The organism is Caballeronia choica (assembly GCF_001544535.1).
GTDB lineage: Bacteria > Pseudomonadota > Gammaproteobacteria > Burkholderiales > Burkholderiaceae > Caballeronia > Caballeronia choica.
The window spans coordinates 1-21,379 of sequence record NZ_FCON02000132.1 but is presented as its reverse complement, the minus strand read 5'-3'; the positions used below and the strand labels follow the sequence as shown (position 1 = coordinate 21,379).

Here is a 21,379-nt window from a genome sequence, read left to right as displayed (position 1 = left end):
GCAGGTGATGTCCGCCCGCGGCGGCCACTTCGAGCGCGCGGCGCGCGCCAGGGTGTCCGATGACATCGGCGAGATCGGGCAGCGGCTTTCCGGACGCAGCGTGATCGGACAATGAAGACGCGCGCACCGGCGCGAGCCGGCCGTCGACCGAGCCGGCGAGATGCGCGCAGAGCGCGGGCAGGTCGGCGGCGCCGAACACGTCGACGCCGGGCACGAGCGCCGCTTCGGCGGCGCTCGCGAGTGGCAGATAGATTTCAGGGGGCGGCTCTTCGCTTGCCACAAGGGCGTATTGCCTTGCCGCGCCGCAGACCATCGCGAAGGCGCCGCGCATCGGGCGGAGCGCGCCCGTCAGCGACAGTTCGCCCGCGAATTCGCGCCGCGCAAGCGACTCGACGGGAATCTGCCCGCTCGCCGCGAGGATGCCAAGCGCGATGGGCAAGTCGAAGCGGCCGGACTCTTTCGGGAGATCGGCGGGAGCGAGGTTGACGGTGATGCGGCGAACAGGAAATTCGAAGCCGCAGTTCTGAAGCGCGGCGCGCACGCGCTCGCGGCTTTCGCGGACTTCGAGGTCGGGCAGCCCGACAATCGAAAATGACGGCAATCCATTGGCGAGGTGGATTTCGACGACCACCTCGGGCGCGCGCCCAGGCGCGGGCGCGCGGCTGCGTACCACGGCAAGCGACATGATTTCCCCCGCTCCCGGCGTCCTGAAGATTCCGGCGCCGGCTGATTCGATTAAGTCTTCACTGCTCGCCTGGCCGAGGTTCGCTCACATTGCAGCGCGCTTCAGTCCTGCGACGTCCCTCCGGCCGTCAGCCGCTGTTCGAGTTGCGCGACGCGCTGTTCGAGTTCTTCGAGCCGCGCACGCGTGCGCACGAGCACCTGCGTCTGGGTATCGAATTCCTCGCGGGTCACGAGATCGAGCTTGGAGAAACCTTGCGAAAGCATTGCCTTCATGTTCCTTTCCATGTCTTTCGCCGGCGAATTCTTCAGTAATTCGCTCATCTTCTGCTGGAACTCGTTGAAGACGTCATTAGGCTGTTTCATGATTTTTCCCTTGATGCACAATTTAGGTGCATTCGTTGTTAGGTCAGTGCCACGGTTTCTCGAATGATCGATTTTGGTGCACCACGACAGTTCGCCGGATTGACGCACTGCGAAACGGCTTCGCGATCCGTTGCGCCCCTGTTTGCCGGACCTTGCGAGCACTCTAGCAACGAACCCGGCGCGGCGCCAGCGCGTGGCGCGAGCGTTGGCCATTCGGACAAGTCGCTTTCGCCCGCCGTCGAAAATCCCGTCCAGCCCCATGAATACACGCATGGCACACGAGTTGCATAAGAGGCGCGGGCCTTCCCTGCGCGCTTTTTTCGGCGGCTGGCGGGCGGGACGATGCGGCGCACAAATATGACGAGACGCCGCTCGAGGGCATCGAGGGATCAGACACACCACAGCGAGGGTTACATGAAGCTCATTACCGCAATCATCAAGCCGTTCAAGCTCGACGAAGCGCGCGAAGCGTTGTCGGCGATCGGCGTCTCGGGCATCACGGTGACCGAGGTGAAGGGATTCGGCCGTCAGAAAGGTCACACCGAGCTGTATCGCGGCGCGGAGTACGTGGTCGATTTCCTGCCGAAAGTGAAGATCGAAGCAGCCGTGTCGGACGACATCGTCGACCAGGCAATCGAAGCAGTCGAACGCGCGGCCCGCACGGGCAAGATCGGTGACGGGAAGATTTTCGTCACCGCCATCGAACAAGTCATTCGTATTCGCACCGGCGAGACCGGCGCGGACGCTCTCTAAGAAGAAATTCGGCGATAAGAGGAAACAGAAGAATGCGCAAATTATTGATGTCCATGTTGATGGCGGGGTCGCTGATCGGCGCCAATGTCGGCGTCGCTCTGGCCCAGGACGCATCTGCTCCGGCCGCTGCATCGGCCCCGGCGTCCGACGCCACGGCAGCAAGCGCACCCGCCCCCGCGTCTCCCGTCAGCGCCAACACGGCGATGTCCTCGTCGGCTGAAGCCGCCTCCGCGGCCGCGCCGGCATCGGGCGCCTCGGAAGCCGCACCCGCGGCGCCGACCGAGCCGTTCTCGGTCGATTCCTCGAAGATCAGTTCGGGCGACACCGCCTGGATGCTGACCTCCACGGCGCTCGTGCTGTTCATGACGATCCCGGGCCTCGCGCTTTTCTACGCGGGCATGGTCCGCAAGAAGAACGTGCTCGGCACCGTGATGCAGAGCTTCGCGATCACCTGCCTGGTCACGATCCTCTGGACGGTCGTCGGCTACAGCCTCGCGTTCACGCCGGGCAACTCGTTCATCGGCGGCTTCTCGCGGGTGTTCCTGCACGGCATGAACTACATCAAGGGCGACAAGGCGACGACGCTCACCGTCAGCCACCTTGCCTCGACGATCCCGGAATCCGTCTACTTCGTCTATCAGATGACGTTCGCGATCATCACGCCGGCGCTGATCACCGGTGCGTTCGCCGACCGGATGAAGTTCTCGTCGATGCTGGTGTTCATGACGCTGTGGTCGCTGATCGTCTATTCGCCGATCGCGCACATGGTCTGGGAACCGACCGGCTGGCTGGCGACCGCGGGCATCCTCGACTTCGCAGGCGGCACGGTGGTTCACATCAATGCCGGTATCGCGGGTCTCGTGTGCTGTCTGGTGCTCGGCAAGCGCGTCGGCTACGGCCGCGAAGTGATGGCGCCGCACAACCTGGTGCTCTCGCTGATCGGCGCATCGATGCTGTGGGTGGGCTGGTTCGGCTTCAACGCGGGTTCGGCAGTCGCAGCGGACGGCCGTGCCGGCTTCGCGATGCTCACGACCCAGATCGCCACCGCCTGCGCCGCGTTCGGCTGGATGTTCGCGGAGTGGATCGCGAAGGGCAAGCCTTCGGTGCTCGGCATCATTTCGGGCGCGGTAGCGGGTCTCGTGGCGATTACGCCGGCATCGGGCTTCGTCGGCGTGGCGGGTGCGCTCGTAATCGGCGTCGTGGCGGGCGTGGTCTGCTTCTGGTCGGCGACGTGGCTCAAGCACAAGTTCAACTACGACGACTCGCTCGACGCGTTCGGCGTGCACGGCATCGGCGGGATCATCGGTGCGCTCCTGACCGGCGTGTTCGCGGTCAAGGACATCGGCGGCTTCGACGGCAACGTGCTGCTCCAGGCGAAGGGCGTGCTCACGACGCTCGTCTACAGCGGCGTGGTCAGCTTCATCCTGCTGAAGGGCATCGACATGGTCATGGGCCTGCGCATCACGGAAGAGGAAGAACGCGAAGGTATGGACGTCTCGCTGCACGGCGAACACGTCGAATAACGATAGAAGGCTTGGGAACCGGTCCGGCGCGAGAGGCCGGACCGATTTTCGGAAAGGAATTCAGCGCAGCACGGCTCCCAGACGAGCGCAGCGACTTTGCCCGCCTCCCGGCGGGCATCTTTTTGGGGGATCAAAAGTACGACGGGGATAAGAGAAACAACCCTATCGCGGCGATAGAAAAATTTGAGGGCGCAATCGGGGATGCTCACCCCGGGAAACCTTGGGAAAAGGCGGTTCATCCCCAAGTACGCCAAGCATTTGCTCTACAATCTTTCCTCTCAAGTCCGCGAGAAATCAATGGTTCCGCACTTAGTCACGGCGTTAAATGGCCCGCTGCTCGATCTCGAGCGGAAGATTCTCGACGCCACGCCGGCCATCGAACGCTGGTTTCGTCTCGAATGGCAGGAACACACGCCGCCCTTTTATTGCTCGGTCGATCTGCGCAATGCAGGGTTCAAGCTCGCGCCCGTCGATACCAACCTGTTTCCCGGCGGCTTCAACTACCTGCCGCAGGAAGTGCTGCCGCTTGCCGTGCAGGCCGCGATGGCATCGATCGAGAAGATCTGCCCCGACGCGAAAAACCTGCTCGTGATTCCCGAGCGCCATACGCGCAACGCGTTCTACCTCGAAAACGTCGCGCGCCTCGCGACCATCATGCGGCAGGCCGGGCTGCACGTGCGCTTCGGCACGCTCGATGAAAACATCCACGGCCCGGTGACCATCGCGCTCGCCGACGGCCAGAAAATCGTGCTCGAACCGCTCGAACGCACGCCGCGTCGTCTCGGTCTCAAGAATTTCGATCCCTGTTCGATCCTGCTGAACAACGATTTGTCGGCGGGTATTCCGCCGGTGCTCGAAAACCTGCACGAGCAATATCTGCTGCCGCCTCTGCATGCCGGCTGGGCCGTGCGCCGCAAGTCCACGCATTTCTCCTGCTACGACGACGTCGCGAAGAAATTCTCGAAGCTGGTCGAAATCGATCCGTGGATGATCAATCCGTACTTCGCACACGTGGAAGGCGTCGATTACGAGGCGCGCACCGGCGAGCAAGCGCTCGCGGACGCAATCGACGGCGTGCTGAAGAAAATCGCGAAGAAGTATCGCGAGTACGGCATCAGCGAGCGACCGTATGTCGTCATCAAGGCCGACGCCGGCACCTACGGCAAGGGCGTGATGACCGTGCACGACGCGTGTGAGGTCGCCGCGCTCACCAAGCGCGAGCGCGCGAAGATGAACGACGCGAAAGACGGCCTCGAAGTGCACGACGTGATCGTGCAGGAAGGCGTGCACACGTTCGAGCGCGTGGAAAACGGCGTCGCCGAGCCGGTGGTGTACATGATCGACCGGTATGTCGTCGGCGGGTTTTATCGCGTGCACGATTCGCGCGAGCGCGACCAGAACCTCAACGCGCCCGGGATGCATTTCGTGCCGCTCGGCTTCGAGCACACTGCGCTTCCCGACACGCACGCGAAGCCCGGCGCGGCGCCGCCGAACCGCTTCTACATGTACGGCGTGGTGGCTCGACTGGGCTTGCTCGCGGCGTCGGTGGAACTCGAGAAGACCGATCCCGAAGCGATCCAGGTCTGACCACGCCCGGGCGATTCGGTGCGCATCGCGCGCCGTGCCGCCGGGCACTGAACAACCAAGGCCGCACGGCCACTGTGGACCCCTATGGACATCCTGTTTATCGCCGATCCGCTCGATCGCTTCAAGATCTACAAGGACACCACCTACGCGATGATGGCCGAAGCCGCGCGGCGCGGTCACGTGCTCTACGCATGCGAGCCGCAGCATCTTGCATGGGCTGGCGACGGCGTCGAAGCGGGCGCGCGGCGCATCGCGATCGTCTGCGACGAAGCGAACAGCGACCGCTCGCCGTGGTACGCGGCCGAGCAGCCGGAACACTTGCCGCTCACGCATTTCGACGCCGTGCTGATGCGCAAGGACCCGCCGTTCGACATGGAGTACGTCAACTCGACGTGGCTTCTCGAAATGGCGGAGCGCGCGGGCGCGCGCGTGTTCAACAAGCCGCAGGCGATCCGCGATCACTCCGAGAAGCTTGCGATCGCGGAATGGCCGCAATACGTCGCGCCGACGCTCGTCACGCGCGACGCAGCCCGTCTGCGCGCCTTCCACGCCGAACACGGCGACGTGATCCTGAAGCCGCTCGACGGCATGGGCGGCATGGGCGTGTTCCGCGTGAAGCCGGACGCCATGAACCTGGGCTCGATAATCGAAATGCTGAGCGAGGACGGCGCGCGCTCGGTGATGGCGCAGAAGTTCATCCCGCAAATCACCGACGGCGACAAGCGCATCCTGCTGATCGGCGGGCAGCCCGTGCCGTATTCGCTCGCGCGAATCCCGCAGGGAACCGAAGTGCGCGGCAATCTGGCCGCGGGCGGGCTTGGCCGTGCGCAGCCGCTTTCCGAGCGCGATCGCGAGATCGCGGAAACGCTCGGCGCCGAGTTGTTCTCGCGCGGTCTGTTGCTCGTCGGGCTGGACGCGATCGGCGACTATCTCACCGAGGTCAACGTGACGAGCCCGACGTGTTTCCGCGAAATCATGGACCAGACCGGATTCGACGTCGCTGGCATGTTCATCGACGCGCTGGAGCGCGCGGCGGCCTGATTGGACCAGACTGTTACAATCTGCCGACCGTGGGATGTCATATTTGGGGCGCAATCTGCTGGAAGGAAGCTCGCTTAAAGGCTGGATTAAGGATTGCCGCGCAAGCTGTCGATATAGCGTTGGCAAGCAGCGTCGCGAGCGGCCCGGGCGGAACGCAGCTAAGCTAAAGGCTTTCCGCTCTCGAATCGACATCCCGGCCGCCAACACTGGCGCATTTCGATGTTCACCGACGGTTTTCGTCGTTTTGGGGCAGCAACACTGACATGGCTGGCATTCTGATCATCGCGCACGCACCGTTCGCCTCCGCGTTACGCGAGTGCGTCGCGCACATTTACGGCGGCTTGCCCGCCCGCATCGGCGTCATCGACGTCCTTCCGAACTGCGACCCCGTCGAGGTGCGCGCGTTCGCCCGCGCGGAAATCGACCGCTTGCGCGAAGGCAACGGCGCAATCGTTCTGACCGACGTGTTCGGCGCGACACCCGCGAATATCGCGCAGAGCCTCGCCGCCGACGACGTCCGCGTGCTCGCCGGCGTCAACCTGCCGATGCTCGTACGCGCGGTCTGTTATCGCACGACACCGCTCGCCACGCTCACCGAGAAGATCCTGCAGGGCGGCTCGAAGGGCATCCAGGAACTGGATTCCACCACGCCGCAGAATCCGTGCGCGCTGGCCACGGCCGCGCCCGGCACGGCCGATCCGGCGTGTTCAGCGAGTGCCGATCTCGTTTCGGTGAAGGCAGCCAGCCACTGACGACTTCCTTTCCTCATCCATTCAGCGCTTCGGAGCATCATGCTGCAACAAGAAACAACAATCGTGAACAAGCTGGGGCTCCACGCGCGCGCTTCCGCCAAGCTCACCCAGCTGGCGGCAAATTATCAATGCGAAATCTGGATGAGCCGCAACGGCCGCCGGATCAACGCGAAGAGCATCATGGGCGTGATGATGCTGGCGGCGGGCATCGGTGCCACGGTCGTGATCGAAACGGAAGGCTCGGACGAAGCCGAAGCCATGCAGGCCATCCTCGCGATGATCGCCGATAAATTTGGCGAAGGGCAGTAACTCGCTGTCTTTCACGCAAGAACAACGAAAGCCGCGCATCGACGCGGCTTTTTGTTATGCCGCCGTTGCAGTGCGCTTTCAAGTCGCACAAGAACCTGCGCGCCTGCTGCGTCGCGCCGGGCTTTGACACACAATCGAATTTATAATGAGCGGCGCGCCACAAGCGCTATCCGCGGACCATGAGAGACCGCGGACACATCACAACTAGAGGAGGTGCGCGTGTCCTTCACGCTGCATGGAATTCCCGTTTCACGAGGCATCGCTATCGGGCGTGCATACCTGATCGCGCCCGCTGCCCTCGACGTAGACCACTATCTGATCGAGCCGGATCAGATCGGTGCTGAAATCGCTCGTTTTCACGCCGCGCAGGAATCCGTGCACGCGGAACTCGACGCCCTCCGCGAAGATCTCGCCGCCGACGCTCCGAGCGAAATGGGCGCCTTCATCAATGTCCATTCGATGATCCTGAACGACGCGATGCTCGTGCAGGAAACCATCGATCTCGTTCGCACGCGGCGCTACAACGTCGAATGGGCGCTGACCGAGCAGCTCCAAATTCTGAGCCGCCATTTCGACGACATCGAAGACGAATACCTGCGCGAACGCAAGGCCGACATCGAGCAGGTTGTCGAGCGCGTGCTGAAGGCGCTGGCGGGCGCGCCGTCGACGGCATCGCTCGTCGTGCACAACGCCGCGAGCAACGGCCACAACGAGATGATCGTCGTCGCGCACGATATCGCGCCCGCCGACATGCTCCAGTTCAAGACGCAGGCGTTCAAGGGATTCGTGACGGACCTGGGCGGCCGCACGTCGCACACGGCGATCGTCGCGCGCAGTCTCGGCATTCCGGCGTCGGTCGGCGTGCAGCAGGCGAGCGCGCTGATCCGGCAGAACGACCTGATCATCGTCGATGGCGATCACGGAATCGTGATCGTCGATCCGGCGCCGATCGTGCTCGAGGAATATTCCTACCGGCAAAGCGAAAAGGTGCTCGAGCAGAGGAAGCTCCAGCGCCTGAAGTTCTCGCCGACCCAGACGCTCGACGGCACGAAGATCGAACTGTGCGCGAACATCGAGTTGCCCGACGACGCGCAGACGGCCGTTGAAGCGGGCGCGATGGGCGTCGGCCTGTTCCGCACCGAATTCCTGTTCATGAATCACAAGAACCGGCTGCCGGAGGAAGAAGAGCAGTTCGAGGCCTACAAGCGCGCGATCGAACTGATGAATGGCCGGCCGGTGACGATCCGCACGATCGACGTCGGCGCCGACAAGCCGCTCGAATCGATGAGCGGAGGCGACGGCTACGAGACGGCGCCGAACCCGGCGCTTGGGCTTCGCGCGATTCGCTGGAGCCTGTCCGAGCCGCAGATGTTCATGACGCAGTTGCGCGCGATCCTGCGGGCGTCGGCGTTCGGTCCGACCAAGATTCTGATTCCGATGCTCGCGCACGCGCAGGAAATCGACCAGACGCTCGACCTCATCCAGGAAGCGAAGCGCCAGCTCGACGACGCCGGCATCGCCTACGACCCGAACGTGCAGGTCGGCGCGATGATCGAGATTCCGGCGGCGGCGATCGCCGTGCGGCTGTTTTTGAAGCGGCTCGATTTCCTGTCGATCGGGACGAACGACCTGATCCAGTACACGCTCGCGATCGATCGCGCGGATAATGCGGTCGCGCATCTGTACGACCCGCTGCATCCGGCGGTGCTGAACCTGATTGCGTTCACGCTGCGCGAGGCGAAACACGCGGGCGTGCCGGTGTCGATCTGCGGAGAAATGGCGGGCGATCCGAGTGTCACCCGCCTGCTGCTCGGCCTGGGGCTGACCGAATTTTCGATGCATCCGAGCCAGTTGCTCGTCGTGAAGCAGGAAATCCTGCGCTCGAACCTGAAGGCGTTCGAGAAGCCCGTCGCCGATGTGCTCGCCGCCTACGAGCCCGCCGAGTTGCTGACGGCGCTCGCGCAGTTGCAAAAAGTCTAGCTGGCCTCGGTCGCGGCCTCGGCCTCGGAGAGCCGGTGATCGGCGATCAGCCGGTGCACGTTGAAGATGACGTGCTCCGGCGAGATCGCCCAGGTGCATTGAAACGGCTGCGGGTTGTCGTGGCGGCGCGGGCACCAGAGAAAATCGCGGGCGTCGAACTGGGTCGTCGTGTCGTTGAAGCAGCTATTGCACGCGTGGAAATTGATCACGCGATAGGGCGTTTTGAATTCGGTCTGCGGATGCGAGAAACCGCTGATCATGACGACCGGCGTCCCGACCGCCCACGCCAGCCACGACAGGCCGCTTCCTAATCCGATGAAGAAATCCGCGTGCAGCAACAGGCTCGCGCGGTCCTGTAGCGGGCGGTCGCCTGTGAAGTCTTCGCAGCCTTCCGGCATCGTATTGATGTGCTTGCCGAGCCCGTACTCGCGATTGCGGTCGATGCACAGCACACGGTAGCCGAGTTCCTTCAGGTGGGCGATCAGCGTCGGCCAGCCGCGCGGATTGTTCCAGTACTTGCATTGCGCGGTCGCCTGCGTCGCGATGCAGACGTAGCGTTCGGGGATGCGCCGCACCGCATCGGCGACGACGAGTTCCGGGCGCCGTTCCGCGCACGGCACGCCAAGCATGTACGCGATGGCGTCCTGCATGCTGCTCACGCGTGGATCGGTCGGTTGATGGTCGCGGTCTGTGTAGGGCGAGAAAAGTCCGATGTAGTAGGTCGCGTAGACATCGCCGCCGAGTGCGTCGAGCTCTTCCTGCGTCACAAAGCGGATCCGCGGATGGCCCGCGCGGAAAAGCGACTGCAAGTGCGCCGCGAGCAACATGGTCAGGTCGCACTGATGCTGTTCGCGGAACGCATCGGCGATTGGCACCCAGGCGAGCGAATCGCCGAGCGCCATCGTCGACGGACGCACCACGACCTTTTTCCCGCGCGCGTCGTAGCTGTGCGAGAACACCAGCCGCTCGCCGTCGAGCACCACGAGCTGGAAGCGCACGAAATACTTTCGGCGGCTCGTCACGACGATGCCGGCTTCGACCGGCTCGTCGAACAGCAGGCTGTGCGTATCGAGGTCGATCATGCGCACGCGCCAGCCGTCGACCGGCACCTGCACGCGGCAGCCATAGTTGAAATCGAAAAGAATGCCTTCAGGCCCGGCGAGTTTCGGGATGCCGGGCGTCGCGAACACGCTCTGGTTGAGGCCGCGCTGCGTGCTCGTGCTGTCTGTGCCGCTCATTTGAGTTCCAGTTCGATGGCGTCGGGCGGCGAGCGCCGACGGCCGGATGGGCGAAAAAATCCAGCGCCCACCTTAATGCGGCGCGCCCGTCGTCGAAACTGGACAACTCTGAAATTTGAGATAGCGCCTGGCAATCAGCCGGCGCGGCGCGTCCCGCAGACCGGACACCCCGGCTGACGCGCGATGCGCATCGTGTTCCACTCCATGCGCAGCGAGTCGAGCATCATCAGGCGTCCCGCGAGCGTTTCGCCGAAGCCGCCGATCACGCGCAGTGCCTCGGCCGCCTGCATCGCGCCGATGATGCCGACGGTCGGCGCGAAAACGCCCATCGTCGAACACGCGACTTCCTCGAACGCCTGGTCGGGCGGAAACACGCACGCGTAGCACGGCGACTGTTCCGAGCGGAAGTCGAAGGTGCTGATCTGCCCGTCGAAACGCAGCGCCGCGCCCGAAACGAGCGGCACCCGGTGCGCGACGCAGGCCGCGTTGATCGCGTGGCGCGTCGCGAAGTTGTCGGAGCAGTCGAGCACGACGGTTGCGCGCGGTACGTTTTGGTCGAGCCACGCGGCGTCGGCGCGGCGCTGGACCATGTTGACCTTGACGCCGGGATTCAATGCCGCGAGCGCGTCGCGGCCCGATTCGACCTTCGGCCTGCCGACCGAGCCGGTCACATGGAGAATCTGGCGCTGCAAATTGGTGAGATCGACGACATCGGCGTCCACCAGCGTGATTTCGCCGACGCCCGACGCCGCCAGATACATCGCCGCGGGCGATCCCAAGCCGCCCGCGCCGATCACGAGCGCGTGCGCATCGAGAAAGCGCTGCTGCACCTCGATGCCGATTTCGTCGACGAGAATGTGGCGGGAATAGCGGAGGAGCTGGTCGTCGTTCATCGAGCGGTGCGTGTGGACGTTGCGTCGACAGGAACGCCGGCGGGCGGCGTGTTTCAACCGAGATATTTTAATCGCGCGCCGTTCGGGAAGCGGAGACGGACTTCGCGGCTGCGGCGCCGCGAAGTCCGCTTTAGCGGTGTTACTTGCTTTCAGCCGTCGGCGCCGAGGCCGGCAAAGCGCCGGAAGCGGGCGACGAACCCGGCGTAGCCGGCAGCGCCGGCTTGACGGCGACCGGCGCCGAAGCCGAACGCGGCGGCTTGTTTTGCGCCAGCTTGCGCTCGCTGATCGACTTCGATTCCACGACCGTCTTGCCTTCGAGCTTGTTCAGCGCCTGTTGCAGCATGAAGTCGTCGGAACTGCCGAACTCCACCGGCTTGCGTTCGCGATCCTTGCGGCGCTGTTCCGGCGTCTTTTTGTCGTTCTGCTCTTCGAGAATGCGCAGTTGTTCGAGACGGTCGGACTCACGCGCTTCCTGTTCCTTCTTCTCGTTCGGGTCCTGCGTATTCGCAAGGTGGTTCGAGTAGTCGACTTCACGCGTGACGAGCGCGTCGTCCGGATCGCCGTCCGCGTACTGGTCGACCGGCACGTCGGGGCGCACGCCCTGGTTCTGGATCGACTTGCCGCTCGGCGTGTAGTAATAGGCCGTCGTCAGGCGTAGGGCGGTGTCGGCCGTCATCGGGCGCACCGTCTGCACCGAGCCCTTGCCGAACGTCGTCTTGCCGACGATCAGCGCGCGATGGTGATCCTGCAGCGCGCCCGCGACGATCTCCGACGCCGACGCCGAATAAGCGTTCGTCAGCACGACGATCGGCACCTTCTTGAAGATTTCCGGCACGTTCTTCAGCGGGTCCGAATCGAAGGACGGAAGACGGTAGTTGTCGTAGGTGTCGCGGAAGGTCTGCTTCGCGTCCGCGATTTGTCCATTCGTCGACACGACGACCGCATTGTCCGGCAGGAACGCGCCCGCCACGCCGACCGCGCTTTGCAGCAGGCCGCCGCCGTTGTTGCGCAAATCGATGACGAGACCCTTCAGGTCCGGCTGCTGGCGCGCGAGATCCTGCAGTTTCGCGGCGAGATCGGGAACCGTGCGTTCCTGGAAGCTCGTGATGCGGATATAGCCGTAACCCGGCTCCGGAATCTTCATCTTCACCGACTGCACGCGAATCAGAGCGCGCGTCACGGTGATCGGGAAGGTCCGGTCGTCGGTCTTGCGGAAGATCGTGAGCGTCACCTTCGTGCCCGGCTCCCCGCGCATCTGCTTGACCGCCTTGTCGAGCGTCATGCCGCGCACCGGCTTGTCGTTGATGCGCGTGATCAGGTCGCCCGGACGGATGCCGGCGCGAAACGCGGGCGTGTCCTCGATCGGCGAAATCACCTTGATCAGCCCGTCTTCCGACGAAATTTCGATGCCGAGGCCCGCGAAACGGCCCTTCGTCTGTTCCTGAAGCTCTTCGTAGTCGGTCTTGTCGAGATAGGACGAGTGCGGATCGAGACTCGAAACCATGCCCTTGATTGCGGCGGTCAGGAGCTTCTTGTCGTCGACCGGTTCGACGTATTCGTGCTTGATTTGCCCGAAAACCTCGGCAAACAATCGCAATTGATCGAGCGGCAGGGGCGCGGACGCGGCTTGCTGGGCGGAGGCGGAGATTTGGAGGGTTGCAAGCGCGCCGGTAGCGAGGCCCGCGGCGATCAGGCCGATGTTTTTCAGGTTCTTTCGCATAAGTGTTGCGGTCGGAAGCGGATTAGGCTGGATCGTGGGTGACAGGGCAGTATACATGCTCGTCCTACGCGGCGACTTAAACGCAGCTTAAAGGCACGGGCAAAGGAAAGCGGGCGTTTTGGACGGATGAATCGTGCTGTTCGGAGATCGTGCAGCGCATGATGAGGCAAAGCAGGGCGCTTGCGACCGGGATCGCGTGAAGCGTGAAGGACCCCGCGCGACCCAACGCCCACGCCGACTTGCGCGGCGTGGGGATTGGGCCGGCGCGAACCCTTCCGGCCGACAATGCGCGCTCAGCCCGCCTTGCCTTGCTTGGCCACGGCGGCCTGCGCGGCCGCGATCGCTTCCGGATCGCCGAGATAGTAGTGCTGGATCGGCTTCAGGTCGGCGTCGAGTTCATACACGAGCGGCACGCCGTTCGGAATGTTCAGGCCGACGATGTCGTCATCCGAGATGTTGTCGAGATATTTGACCAGCGCGCGCATCGAGTTGCCGTGCGCCGAGATCACGACGCGCTTGCCCGACTTGATCGCGGGTGCGATCGACTCGTTCCAGACCGGCAGCACACGCGCGACCGTGTCCTTCAGGCACTCGGTGAGCGGCAACTGCTCGCGCGGCACCTTCGCGTAACGCGGATCGTTGAACGACGTGCGTTCGTCGTCCGGCTCGAGCGCGGGCGGCGGCGTGTCGTAGCTGCGGCGCCAGACCAGCACTTGTTCGTCGCCATATTTCTTCGCGGTCTCGGCCTTGTTGAGCCCTGCGAGCGCACCGTAGTGGCGCTCGTTCAGGCGCCACGAATGAACCACCGGAAGGTACATTTCGTCCATTTCGTCCTGCACGTGCCACAGCGTGCGAATCGCGCGCTTCAACACGGACGTGTACGCGATATCGAAGGAGAAGCCGGCTTCCTTCAGCAGCACGCCGGCCTGGCGTGCTTCGCGGTTGCCCTGCTCGGTCAGGTCGACATCGACCCAGCCCGTGAACCGGTTTTCCTTGTTCCACGTCGATTCGCCGTGGCGGATGAGCACTAGCTTGTACATGTCTGATAGGTCGGTTAGTTGGGAAGCGGGAAAAGAAGCGGCGACAGCGCAAGGATTCCAGGTCGGCAAGAACCCGAGGGCAGGAACCCGATTGTGCTCGTTGCAAGCGGCGCGCGCCATCGGCTGAACGGCCGAGGCCATCGCGGCAAAGGGTTATTTTATAATGCCCCGATTGTCCGGGTTTTTCTTTCTTCCCTTTCTCCACTTTCGGCGGCCCTTCCGTGAAGTTTTTCACCGATTACACGAACCTTGTTCTCATCGCGATCGCGCTCGTCTCCGGCGGATTGCTCCTCTGGCCGGCGATCACCCGTCGTGGGCGTGGCGGCGTTTCTGCTGCCGAAGCCACCACGCTGATCAACCGGCGCAACGCCGTGGTCGTCGATTTGCGTCCGGCCGCGGAGTACGCGACAGGCCATTTGCCGGCGGCACGCAACCTCGAAATGGCGGACCTCCAAGCAAAGATTGGCCAAATCGCGAAGAATAAGGGCAATCCGGTCATTCTCGTATGCCAGACCGGACAGCAATCGCAGAAGGCGAGCCGCGCGGTGTCCGAGGCCGGCTACAGCGAAGTCCATGTTCTGCAGGGCGGTCTCGACGCCTGGCAGAAGGCCGGCATGCCGGTCGTGAAACAAGGAGCAGTCAAGTGAACAAGGTTGTCATGTACAGCACGCAAGTGTGTCCTTATTGCCAGATGGCCGAACGTCTTTTAAAGTCGCGCGGGGTCGAGCAGATCGAAAAGGTGCTGATTGATCGCGAACCCGGCCGGCGCGAGGAAATGATGACGCGCACCGGACGTCGAACCGTGCCGCAGGTGTATATCGGCGAGACGCACGTCGGCGGTTACGACGATCTTTCCGCGCTCGATCGCAAGGGCGGCCTGATGCCGCTTCTCGAATCGGCCTGAGCAATTCCGTCGCGGCCTCAATCCGCGACGGGCGGCGCCGCAGCCCCAAATAAACCAAGCGCGGCGCCGACCATCGAAACAATCAAGGGAATCCACCATGTCTGACGACAACAACCAGCCGTTCTTCAACATCCAGCGCATTTACCTGAAGGATATGTCGCTCGAGCAGCCCAACTCGCCCGGCATCTTCCTCGAGCAGGAAATGCCGTCGGTGGAAGTCGAAGTCGACGTGAAGGCCGAGCGCCTCGCGGAAAGCGTCTTCGAAGTGCTGGTCACGGGCACGGTCACGGCGAAGGTTTCGGACAAGGTTGCGTTCCTGATCGAAGCCAAGCAGGCCGGTATTTTCGACATCCGCAACATTCCGGCGGAACAGGTCGATCCGCTCGTCGGCATTGCGTGCCCGACCATCCTGTTTCCGTACCTGCGCTCGAATATCGCGGATGCGATCACCCGCGCCGGTTTCCCGCCGATCCACCTCGCGGAAATCAACTTCCAGGCGCTGTACGAGCAGCGCATCTCGCAACTCGCCGGCGCGCAGGAAGGCTCGGCGAACGGCGCGACGCATTAATCGCAGCACTGTGCAAACCCGCCGGACCCGGAGCCGAGCATGAAAGTAGCTATCCTCGGCGCCGGTGCATGGGGCACCGCACTCGCGGGCCATCTGGCCACGCGGCACGATGCAGTGCTCTGGGCGCGCGATCGCGCGCTCATCGACTCCCTTTCCGCTTCGCATGAAAACGACCGCTATCTGCGCGGCGTGACCCTGCCCGCGACGCTCCTCTATGACGCGGATCTCGGCGCGGCGTTGCGGCACGCGTCGGCGGAGGATGCGCTATGTGTTGTCGCGACGCCGGTCGCCGGGTTGCGCGCGCTTTGTCGGACGATGCGCGAGATCGGCGTGGTTCCTGCGCATATCGTGTGGCTCTGCAAGGGCTTCGAAGCCGATACGCAATGTCTGCCGAATGAAGTGGTCGCGGCCGAACTGCCGCAGCATGCGAGCAATGGCACGCTGTCGGGGCCGAGTTTCGCGCGCGAAGTGGGGCAGGGCCTGCCGGTCGCGCTCACGGTCGCGAGCCGTTCGGCCGTGCTCGGCGAGCGCACCGTCGCGGCGTTCCACCACGGCGCGATGCGCATCTATACCGGCGACGACGTGATCGGCGTCGAAGTCGGCGGCGCGGTGAAGAACGTGCTGGCGATCGCCACCGGAATCTCCGACGGCCTCGGCCTCGGTCTCAACGCACGCGCCGCGCTGATCACGCGCGGTCTCGCGGAAATGTCGCGGCTCGGCGTGGCGCTCGGCGGCCGCGCCGAAACCTTCACCGGACTGACGGGCCTCGGCGACCTGATTCTCACCGCGACGGGCGATCTTTCGCGTAATCGCACGGTGGGAATGCAGCTTGCAACAGGCCGATCGCTCACCGAGATTCTGGCGGCGCTCGGCCATGTTGCGGAGGGCGTGCGTTGCGCGCGCGCCGTTCTGGCGCTTGCACAGTCGCGCAACATCGACATGCCGATCACGCACGCCGTCTGCCGCGTGCTCTTCGAAGATATCGCGCCGCGCAACGCGGTGCAGGCGCTGCTCAGCCGGGACGCGAAGGCTGAATAGGCGCCCTTGCGGTTCGCAAGGAGATTTGCCATGTTCGCCGTCGGTCGCTGCACGCTGGAAGCGCAGGTCGTCGATATCACGACGCTCGCCGTCGATGCCATCGTCAATGCTGCGAATACGTCGCTTTTGGGCGGGGGCGGTGTCGATGGTGCGATCCATCGTGCTGCGGGGCGCAGCCTGAAGCGCGAGTGCGAGACGCTCGGCGGTTGCGCGACCGGCGACGCAAAAATCACCAGCGGCCATGCTTTGCCCGCGAAGCACGTGATCCACGCGGTCGGTCCGCGATGGAGCGGCGGCAAGCGCAACGAGGCGGCGTTGCTTGCAGGTTGCTACCGGAGATCACTCGAACTCGCCAAAGAAGCAGGCTGCAAGTCGATCGCGTTTCCCGCGATCAGTTGCGGTATTTACCGCTTTCCGGCCGAAGATGCCGTGCGGATCGCAATCGGCAGCGTGATCGAAACGCTTTCTTCCGCGCCGTCCATCGAGCGCGTGATCTTTGCCTGCTTTCAGCAGGACATGCTCGATCTCTATTTAAAGGAGATCGAGGTTCAGGCGCCGCCTTCGAAGCCCGCCTGACGCCACGCCTCGAACGTCACCACCGCCACCGTATTCGACAGATTCAGGCTCCGGTTGCCGGGTCGCATCGGCAGGCGCACGCGCTGTTCGTTCGGGAACGCGTTGAGTACCGCGTCGGACAGACCGCGCGTTTCCGCGCCGAAGACAAACCAGTCGCCGGGCTTGAATGCGTGATCGAAGAACGGCGTCGAGCCGCGCGTCGTGAAGGCGAACATGCGCGTCGGCTCGGGCGCTTCCTTCGCGATGAAGGCGTCCCAGTTCGCATGCACGTGCATTTGCGCGTACTCGTGATAGTCGAGGCCGGCGCGGCGCATCTTGGCGTCGTCGAGCGGGAAGCCGAGCGGCTCGATCAGATGCAGACGCGCACCGGTGTTCGCGCACAGGCGGATCACGTTGCCGGTGTTCGGCGGGATTTCAGGTTCGACCAGAACGACGTTGAACATAGGCGTTGGATCAAAAGTGGCGGGTTAGTCTTTCGGCGTACGGAGCGCGACGAAATTCGTCACGCGTCGCGCGCCTGCTGTCTTGAGCGTGCGGGCGAGTGCGTCGAGCGTCGCGCCCGAGGTCATCACGTCGTCCACGATGCCGACATGCAGGCCGCGCACTTCGCCCGTCACGGCGAACGCGTGCCCGACGTTGCGGCGGCGCGTGTCGAGATCGAGTCTCGACTGCGGCCTGGTTTCGATCGTGCGTCGCATGAGCATCGGATCGGCCTTGACGCCGAGTTGCCGCGCCAACGGCTTCGCGATTGCCCACGCCTGGTTGTAGCCGCGCGATATCAGGCGCTTCGTCGACAGCGGCACCGGCGCGATCACATCGGGCGGCGGCAAATCGCTGGCATCGAATAGCGCGTGCAGGTGGCGCGCGAATTCGCCGCCGGTGCCGAGCCGAGCGCGAAACTTCAGATCGAGCGCAAGCGTGTCGAGCGGGGCGCGATAGTCGGCGAGCGCGAGCGTCGCGTTGAAATGCGGCGGTTCTTCGAGGCACGCGGCGCAGTGGCGCACGGGGTCATCGAACTTACGGCGATGCACGCGCATCGGCAATGCGCAGGTCCGGCATCTCAAACGCGGTTCATTCCAATAGGATTCGTCGCATCCAGGACACAACAGACGCTGCGACAAATTGCCACATAAGGCGCACTGATTGGGCAAAGCCAGGTCGTGAAGTTGCTCGACGGCACGCCGGGCGTGCCGAAAAAAGCGCGTCGCGCCAACGCGTGCGAACGATACGGCGACATCCATGCGAAGCACTCCGGTAACTCTGGCAAATCCCCGCGCCACGGCCTGCGCGACGCCGTCTTCGCAGACTGATTTCAAGACGACCGAGTATACTTCGCACTCTTCGCGAGCAGACCGCCATGTCCCCAACTTCCGTCCAATCTGGCCGACCGGCCTATGATCCGCGCCGTCTGCGCGAGATTTTCGACCGTCGCGCCGCCGCTTTCGACGACGTCGCGTTCCTGCCGCGCGAAATCGCGCAGCGCATGCGCGAGCGGCTCGACTACATCAAGGTCGCGCCGACGCGCGTGCTCGACGCCGCCTGCGGCACCGGCGCCGACCTGCCCGGCTTGCGCGAGCGTTTCGCGGATGCGTCGGTGCTCGGCGTCGATATCTCGTCGGCGATGCTCGCGCGCGCGAATCTCGCCGAGAGCGCCGACGCCCAAGCCGACGCCGGCTGGCGCCGGTTCCTTCCCGCCACGCTCAGCAAGGCTTTCGGCGCGCGCGGCCCGCAACTTGCGCAGGCCGATTTCTCTGCGCTCCCATTTGCGGCCGGTGCGTTCGAACTACTGTGGTCGAATCTCGCGCTGCACTGGCATTCACGGCCCGATCTCGTCTTTCCCGAATGGCAGCGCGTGCTCAAGGTGAACGGCCTCCTGATGTTCAGCACGTTCGGCCCGGACACGCTGCGTGAACTGAGTCGCGCGTATCGCGAGGCGGAAGCGTCGCTCGGCCTCGCGCCGCAAGCTCACACAATCGACTTCGTCGACATGCATGATCTCGGCGACATGCTGGTGGAAAGCGGCTTCGAGATTCCCGTGATGGACCAGGAGGTGCTGACCATCACCTACCGCTCGCCTGAATCGCTACTGAACGACGTTCGAGGCTGGGGTGCTTACCCGCACGAGCGCGCGACCGAAGACCATGCGATCGACGCCGGAGCCTTGCGCGACGCGGTTCACAAGGCGCTCGACGCACGCCGTCGCGACGACGGCACAATCCCGCTCACGTTCGAAGTGATCTACGGTCACGCATGGAAAGCCGTGCCGAAAATGACAGCGGAAGGGCACGGAATCGTGCGGCTGGAAGACATAGGACGCGGCCCAAAGAAGGATCGGTGATGCGGTAAAGAGGGCATCTGTTATGTCTGAAATTTGCGTCCGAAAAGCAGACAAAAAACTGCGTCAATTGGGCGCAGAGGCTTGTCGCGCTTGGCTTTGCGGTGTTCTGCCCCTTGCTTGTGGATGCACGGTAACGCGCCTATAATGCGTCAGTTTGTCGCCCGGCTGGCAATGATTTTGGTCAAAGTCCGAGCGGTTTGACGGAGGCGGCGATGGAAGGAAGTGCATTGCTGACGGACGCCGAGCCAGTCCTCAAGGAGTGGCTGATGAAGCGCAACTGCTCCGCCTCGCCACGCCAGTTCGTCGGTTTTTATGTCTCGCTTGCGCTGTTTTCGCTGGGTATCGCGCTCTTGCTGGTCCTGAACGGCGCCTGGCTGGTGCTGCCGTTCACCGGAATCGAATTGCTCGCGGTTGCCGTCGCGTTTGCGATCTATGCACGGCATGCAGTCGACTACGAGCGTATCCGGCTGTTTCAAAACCGGTTGTTGATCGAACAGATGAATGCCGAAGAATTGACGCAGTTCGAATTCAACCCGCGCTGGGTGCGGGTCGAAACGGGCGCGGCACCGGGAAATCCGCTTGCAATCGTATCGCGCGGAGAGTCGGTGAACATCGGGCTACACCTTGCACAGCATCGTCGCAAGCAGTTTGCCGCCGAGTTGCAGGCATGGCTCAGGCGCTGCGCCTGAATGTCTGGATGTCTCGACGGCGCGAACTGCGACGGCCGGGTTCCGGGAAGGGGAACCGCGGACGCGCGACGGATGCACACGGGGGTCGAGGGTTTGAATGGAAATTTTGGGTAAGGATGCTATGAAAACAATCAAGCGAGCCCTCTCGGGCGTGCTGGCGGCAGGCGGATTGCTCGCGGCCGGTGCAGCCCTGGCGGTCACCGACGCTCCTGGCGGTCCTCGTGTCAACGAGCTCAACTTCCAGCAGCCCGCGACGAAGATCGCCGAGGAGCTCTTTGGCCTCCACACGTTCATGCTGATCATCTGTTTCGTGATCTTCCTCGGCGTGTTCGGCGTGATGTTCTATTCGCTCTTCGCGCACCGCAAGTCGCGAGGCCACAAGGCGGCCAATTTCCACGAAAGCACCACCGTCGAAATCATCTGGACGATCGTGCCGTTCGTGATCGTCGTCCTGATGGCGCTGCCCGCCACGAAAGCCGTCGTCGCGATGAAGGACACGACCAACGCCGACCTCACCGTCAAGGTCACCGGCTATCAGTGGAAGTGGGCCTACGACTACGTGAAGGGTCCGGGCGAAGGCATCAACTTCCTGTCCACGCTCTCCACGCCGCGTAGCGAAACGAACGGCCAGACGCCGATCTCGAATCTCTACCTGCAGGAAGTCGACAACCCGCTCGTCGTGCCGGTCGACAAGAAAATCCGCATCATCACCACCGCCAACGACGTCGTCCACTCGTGGTATGTGCCGGCGTTCGGCGTGAAGCAGGACGCGATCCCCGGCTTCGTGCGCGACACGTGGTTCAAGGCGGACAAGGTCGGCACGTTCCGCGGCTTCTGCACCGAACTGTGCGGCAAGGAGCACGCGTACATGCCGGTCGTCGTGGAAGTGCTGTCCGCCGACGACTACGCGAAGTGGGTCGAGGACCAGAAGAAGAAACTGGCGGCCGCCGCCGACGATCCCAACAAGACGTACACGATGGACGAACTGAAGGCGCGCGGCGAGAAGGTCTACGCGTCGAACTGCGCGGTCTGCCACCAGCCGAACGGCAAGGGCGCGGGCGCGTTCCCGGCGCTCGACGGCAGCAAGATCGCCAACGGTCCGCTCGCGGGTCACGTGAACATCGTGCTGCACGGCAAGGGCGCGATGCCCCCGTGGGGCACGGCGCTGAACGACGTCGAAATCGCGTCGGTCATCACGTTCGAGCGCAATTCGTGGGGCAACAAGACCACCGACATTCTCCAGCCGAAGCAAGTTGCCGATGCGCGCAACGGCAGGATGCCGTCGGGCGGCGATCATCTGGCGTCGCTGGGCGGTGCGTCGGCGGAAGCGGCGTCGGCACCGGCGGCGGGAGCGTCGGCTGCGCCGGCTGCATCGGCGACGGA

General features: G+C 63.7%; 24 protein-coding genes. 16 read left to right on the top strand and 8 right to left on the bottom strand.

Features of this window, described 5'->3' with window-relative positions:
- A partial coding sequence (locus AWB68_RS34200) for a magnesium chelatase domain-containing protein (RefSeq protein WP_143281992.1) occupies positions 1-685 on the bottom strand: 685 nt, incomplete at its 3' end.
- Between the two features lie 101 nt (positions 686-786).
- Positions 787-1,047, bottom strand: a complete 261-nt coding sequence (locus AWB68_RS34195) for an accessory factor UbiK family protein (protein WP_087648707.1) — start codon at positions 1,045-1,047, stop codon at positions 787-789.
- Positions 1,048-1,461: 414 nt separating this feature from the next.
- Between AWB68_RS34195 and AWB68_RS34190 the strand changes: the two genes are divergently transcribed.
- The 7 genes from AWB68_RS34190 (at position 1,462) to ptsP (ending at position 8,992) form a co-directional block, all read left to right on the top strand.
- The gene (locus AWB68_RS34190) at positions 1,462-1,800 is read left to right on the top strand and encodes a P-II family nitrogen regulator (RefSeq protein WP_014190273.1); all 339 of its coding nucleotides are present in this window, start codon (positions 1,462-1,464) and stop codon (positions 1,798-1,800) included.
- Positions 1,801-1,832: 32 nt separating this feature from the next.
- Positions 1,833-3,323 (top strand): ammonium transporter, encoded by a 1,491-nt coding sequence (locus tag AWB68_RS34185; protein ID WP_087648706.1) that lies wholly within the window; start codon positions 1,833-1,835, stop codon positions 3,321-3,323.
- Positions 3,324-3,620: 297 nt separating this feature from the next.
- Positions 3,621-4,910: a glutamate--cysteine ligase gene (gshA, locus tag AWB68_RS34180; protein ID WP_087648705.1), complete on the top strand. Its 1,290-nt coding sequence runs from the start codon at positions 3,621-3,623 to the stop codon at positions 4,908-4,910.
- 84 nt (positions 4,911-4,994) lie between these two features.
- Positions 4,995-5,951 (top strand): glutathione synthase, encoded by a 957-nt coding sequence (gene gshB / locus AWB68_RS34175; RefSeq protein WP_087648704.1) that lies wholly within the window; start codon positions 4,995-4,997, stop codon positions 5,949-5,951.
- 263 nt (positions 5,952-6,214) lie between these two features.
- Positions 6,215-6,703, top strand: a complete 489-nt coding sequence (locus tag AWB68_RS34170) for a PTS sugar transporter subunit IIA (RefSeq protein ID WP_087648703.1) — start codon at positions 6,215-6,217, stop codon at positions 6,701-6,703.
- Between the two features lie 39 nt (positions 6,704-6,742).
- Positions 6,743-7,012, top strand: a complete 270-nt coding sequence (locus AWB68_RS34165) for an HPr family phosphocarrier protein (protein WP_087648702.1) — start codon at positions 6,743-6,745, stop codon at positions 7,010-7,012.
- Between the two features lie 219 nt (positions 7,013-7,231).
- Positions 7,232-8,992, top strand: a complete 1,761-nt coding sequence (ptsP, locus tag AWB68_RS34160) for a phosphoenolpyruvate--protein phosphotransferase (protein ID WP_200828871.1) — start codon at positions 7,232-7,234, stop codon at positions 8,990-8,992.
- On the opposite strand, the gene AWB68_RS34155 is transcribed toward ptsP, so the two are convergent.
- The 4 genes from AWB68_RS34155 to gpmA form a co-directional block, all read right to left on the bottom strand.
- Positions 8,989-10,230: an autotransporter strand-loop-strand O-heptosyltransferase gene (locus tag AWB68_RS34155; protein WP_087648700.1), complete on the bottom strand. Its 1,242-nt coding sequence runs from the start codon at positions 10,228-10,230 to the stop codon at positions 8,989-8,991. The two genes, ptsP and AWB68_RS34155, sit on opposite strands and share 4 nt — an antisense overlap.
- Positions 10,231-10,364: 134 nt before the next feature.
- On the bottom strand, positions 10,365-11,123 hold the full coding sequence (locus AWB68_RS34150) for a HesA/MoeB/ThiF family protein (protein ID WP_087648699.1): 759 nt from the start codon (positions 11,121-11,123) through the stop codon (positions 10,365-10,367).
- Positions 11,124-11,262: 139 nt separating this feature from the next.
- Complete coding sequence (locus tag AWB68_RS34145; protein WP_087648698.1) at positions 11,263-12,843, bottom strand: S41 family peptidase; 1,581 nt, start codon at positions 12,841-12,843, stop codon at positions 11,263-11,265.
- 293 nt (positions 12,844-13,136) lie between these two features.
- A complete protein-coding gene (gene gpmA / locus AWB68_RS34140) occupies positions 13,137-13,883 on the bottom strand; it encodes a 2,3-diphosphoglycerate-dependent phosphoglycerate mutase (protein WP_087648697.1) in 747 nt (248 codons plus the stop codon).
- 221 nt (positions 13,884-14,104) lie between these two features.
- Between gpmA and AWB68_RS34135 the strand changes: the two genes are divergently transcribed.
- From AWB68_RS34135 to AWB68_RS34115, 5 genes are all read left to right on the top strand, one after another.
- Complete coding sequence (locus tag AWB68_RS34135) at positions 14,105-14,530, top strand: rhodanese-like domain-containing protein (protein ID WP_087648696.1); 426 nt, start codon at positions 14,105-14,107, stop codon at positions 14,528-14,530.
- Positions 14,527-14,787: a glutaredoxin 3 gene (gene grxC, locus AWB68_RS34130; protein ID WP_087648695.1), complete on the top strand. Its 261-nt coding sequence runs from the start codon at positions 14,527-14,529 to the stop codon at positions 14,785-14,787. The genes AWB68_RS34135 and grxC overlap by 4 nt, the downstream gene beginning before the upstream one ends.
- A 97-nt stretch (positions 14,788-14,884) precedes the next feature.
- Positions 14,885-15,355, top strand: a complete 471-nt coding sequence (secB, locus tag AWB68_RS34125; protein ID WP_087648694.1) for a protein-export chaperone SecB — start codon at positions 14,885-14,887, stop codon at positions 15,353-15,355.
- Between the two features lie 39 nt (positions 15,356-15,394).
- On the top strand, positions 15,395-16,393 hold the full coding sequence (locus AWB68_RS34120; protein ID WP_087648693.1) for an NAD(P)H-dependent glycerol-3-phosphate dehydrogenase: 999 nt from the start codon (positions 15,395-15,397) through the stop codon (positions 16,391-16,393).
- A gap of 30 nt (positions 16,394-16,423) precedes the next feature.
- Positions 16,424-16,969: an O-acetyl-ADP-ribose deacetylase gene (locus AWB68_RS34115; RefSeq protein ID WP_087648692.1), complete on the top strand. Its 546-nt coding sequence runs from the start codon at positions 16,424-16,426 to the stop codon at positions 16,967-16,969.
- Here the strand turns inward: AWB68_RS34115 and trmL are convergent.
- The gene (gene trmL, locus AWB68_RS34110) at positions 16,942-17,412 is read right to left on the bottom strand and encodes a tRNA (uridine(34)/cytosine(34)/5-carboxymethylaminomethyluridine(34)-2'-O)-methyltransferase TrmL (RefSeq protein ID WP_087648691.1); all 471 of its coding nucleotides are present in this window, start codon (positions 17,410-17,412) and stop codon (positions 16,942-16,944) included. The two genes, AWB68_RS34115 and trmL, sit on opposite strands and share 28 nt — an antisense overlap.
- Positions 17,413-17,436: 24 nt before the next feature.
- Positions 17,437-18,075: a ComF family protein gene (locus AWB68_RS34105; protein ID WP_235028641.1), complete on the bottom strand. Its 639-nt coding sequence runs from the start codon at positions 18,073-18,075 to the stop codon at positions 17,437-17,439.
- 54 nt (positions 18,076-18,129) lie between these two features.
- Here AWB68_RS34105 and AWB68_RS49885 point away from each other — a divergent pair, with 54 nt between their 5' ends.
- The 4 genes from AWB68_RS49885 to coxB form a co-directional block, all read left to right on the top strand.
- The gene (locus AWB68_RS49885) at positions 18,130-18,279 is read left to right on the top strand and encodes a hypothetical protein (protein WP_235028642.1); all 150 of its coding nucleotides are present in this window, start codon (positions 18,130-18,132) and stop codon (positions 18,277-18,279) included.
- 47 nt (positions 18,280-18,326) lie between these two features.
- Positions 18,327-19,307 (top strand): methyltransferase domain-containing protein, encoded by a 981-nt coding sequence (locus tag AWB68_RS34100; protein ID WP_087648689.1) that lies wholly within the window; start codon positions 18,327-18,329, stop codon positions 19,305-19,307.
- A gap of 212 nt (positions 19,308-19,519) precedes the next feature.
- Positions 19,520-19,996 carry a DUF2244 domain-containing protein gene (locus AWB68_RS34095; protein WP_087648688.1) on the top strand — a complete coding sequence of 159 codons (477 nt, stop codon included), beginning with the start codon at positions 19,520-19,522 and terminating at the stop codon, positions 19,994-19,996.
- Positions 19,997-20,093: 97 nt separating this feature from the next.
- Positions 20,094-21,379: cytochrome c oxidase subunit II (gene coxB, locus AWB68_RS34090; protein ID WP_125483131.1), on the top strand; the 1,286-nt coding region annotated here is incomplete at its 3' end.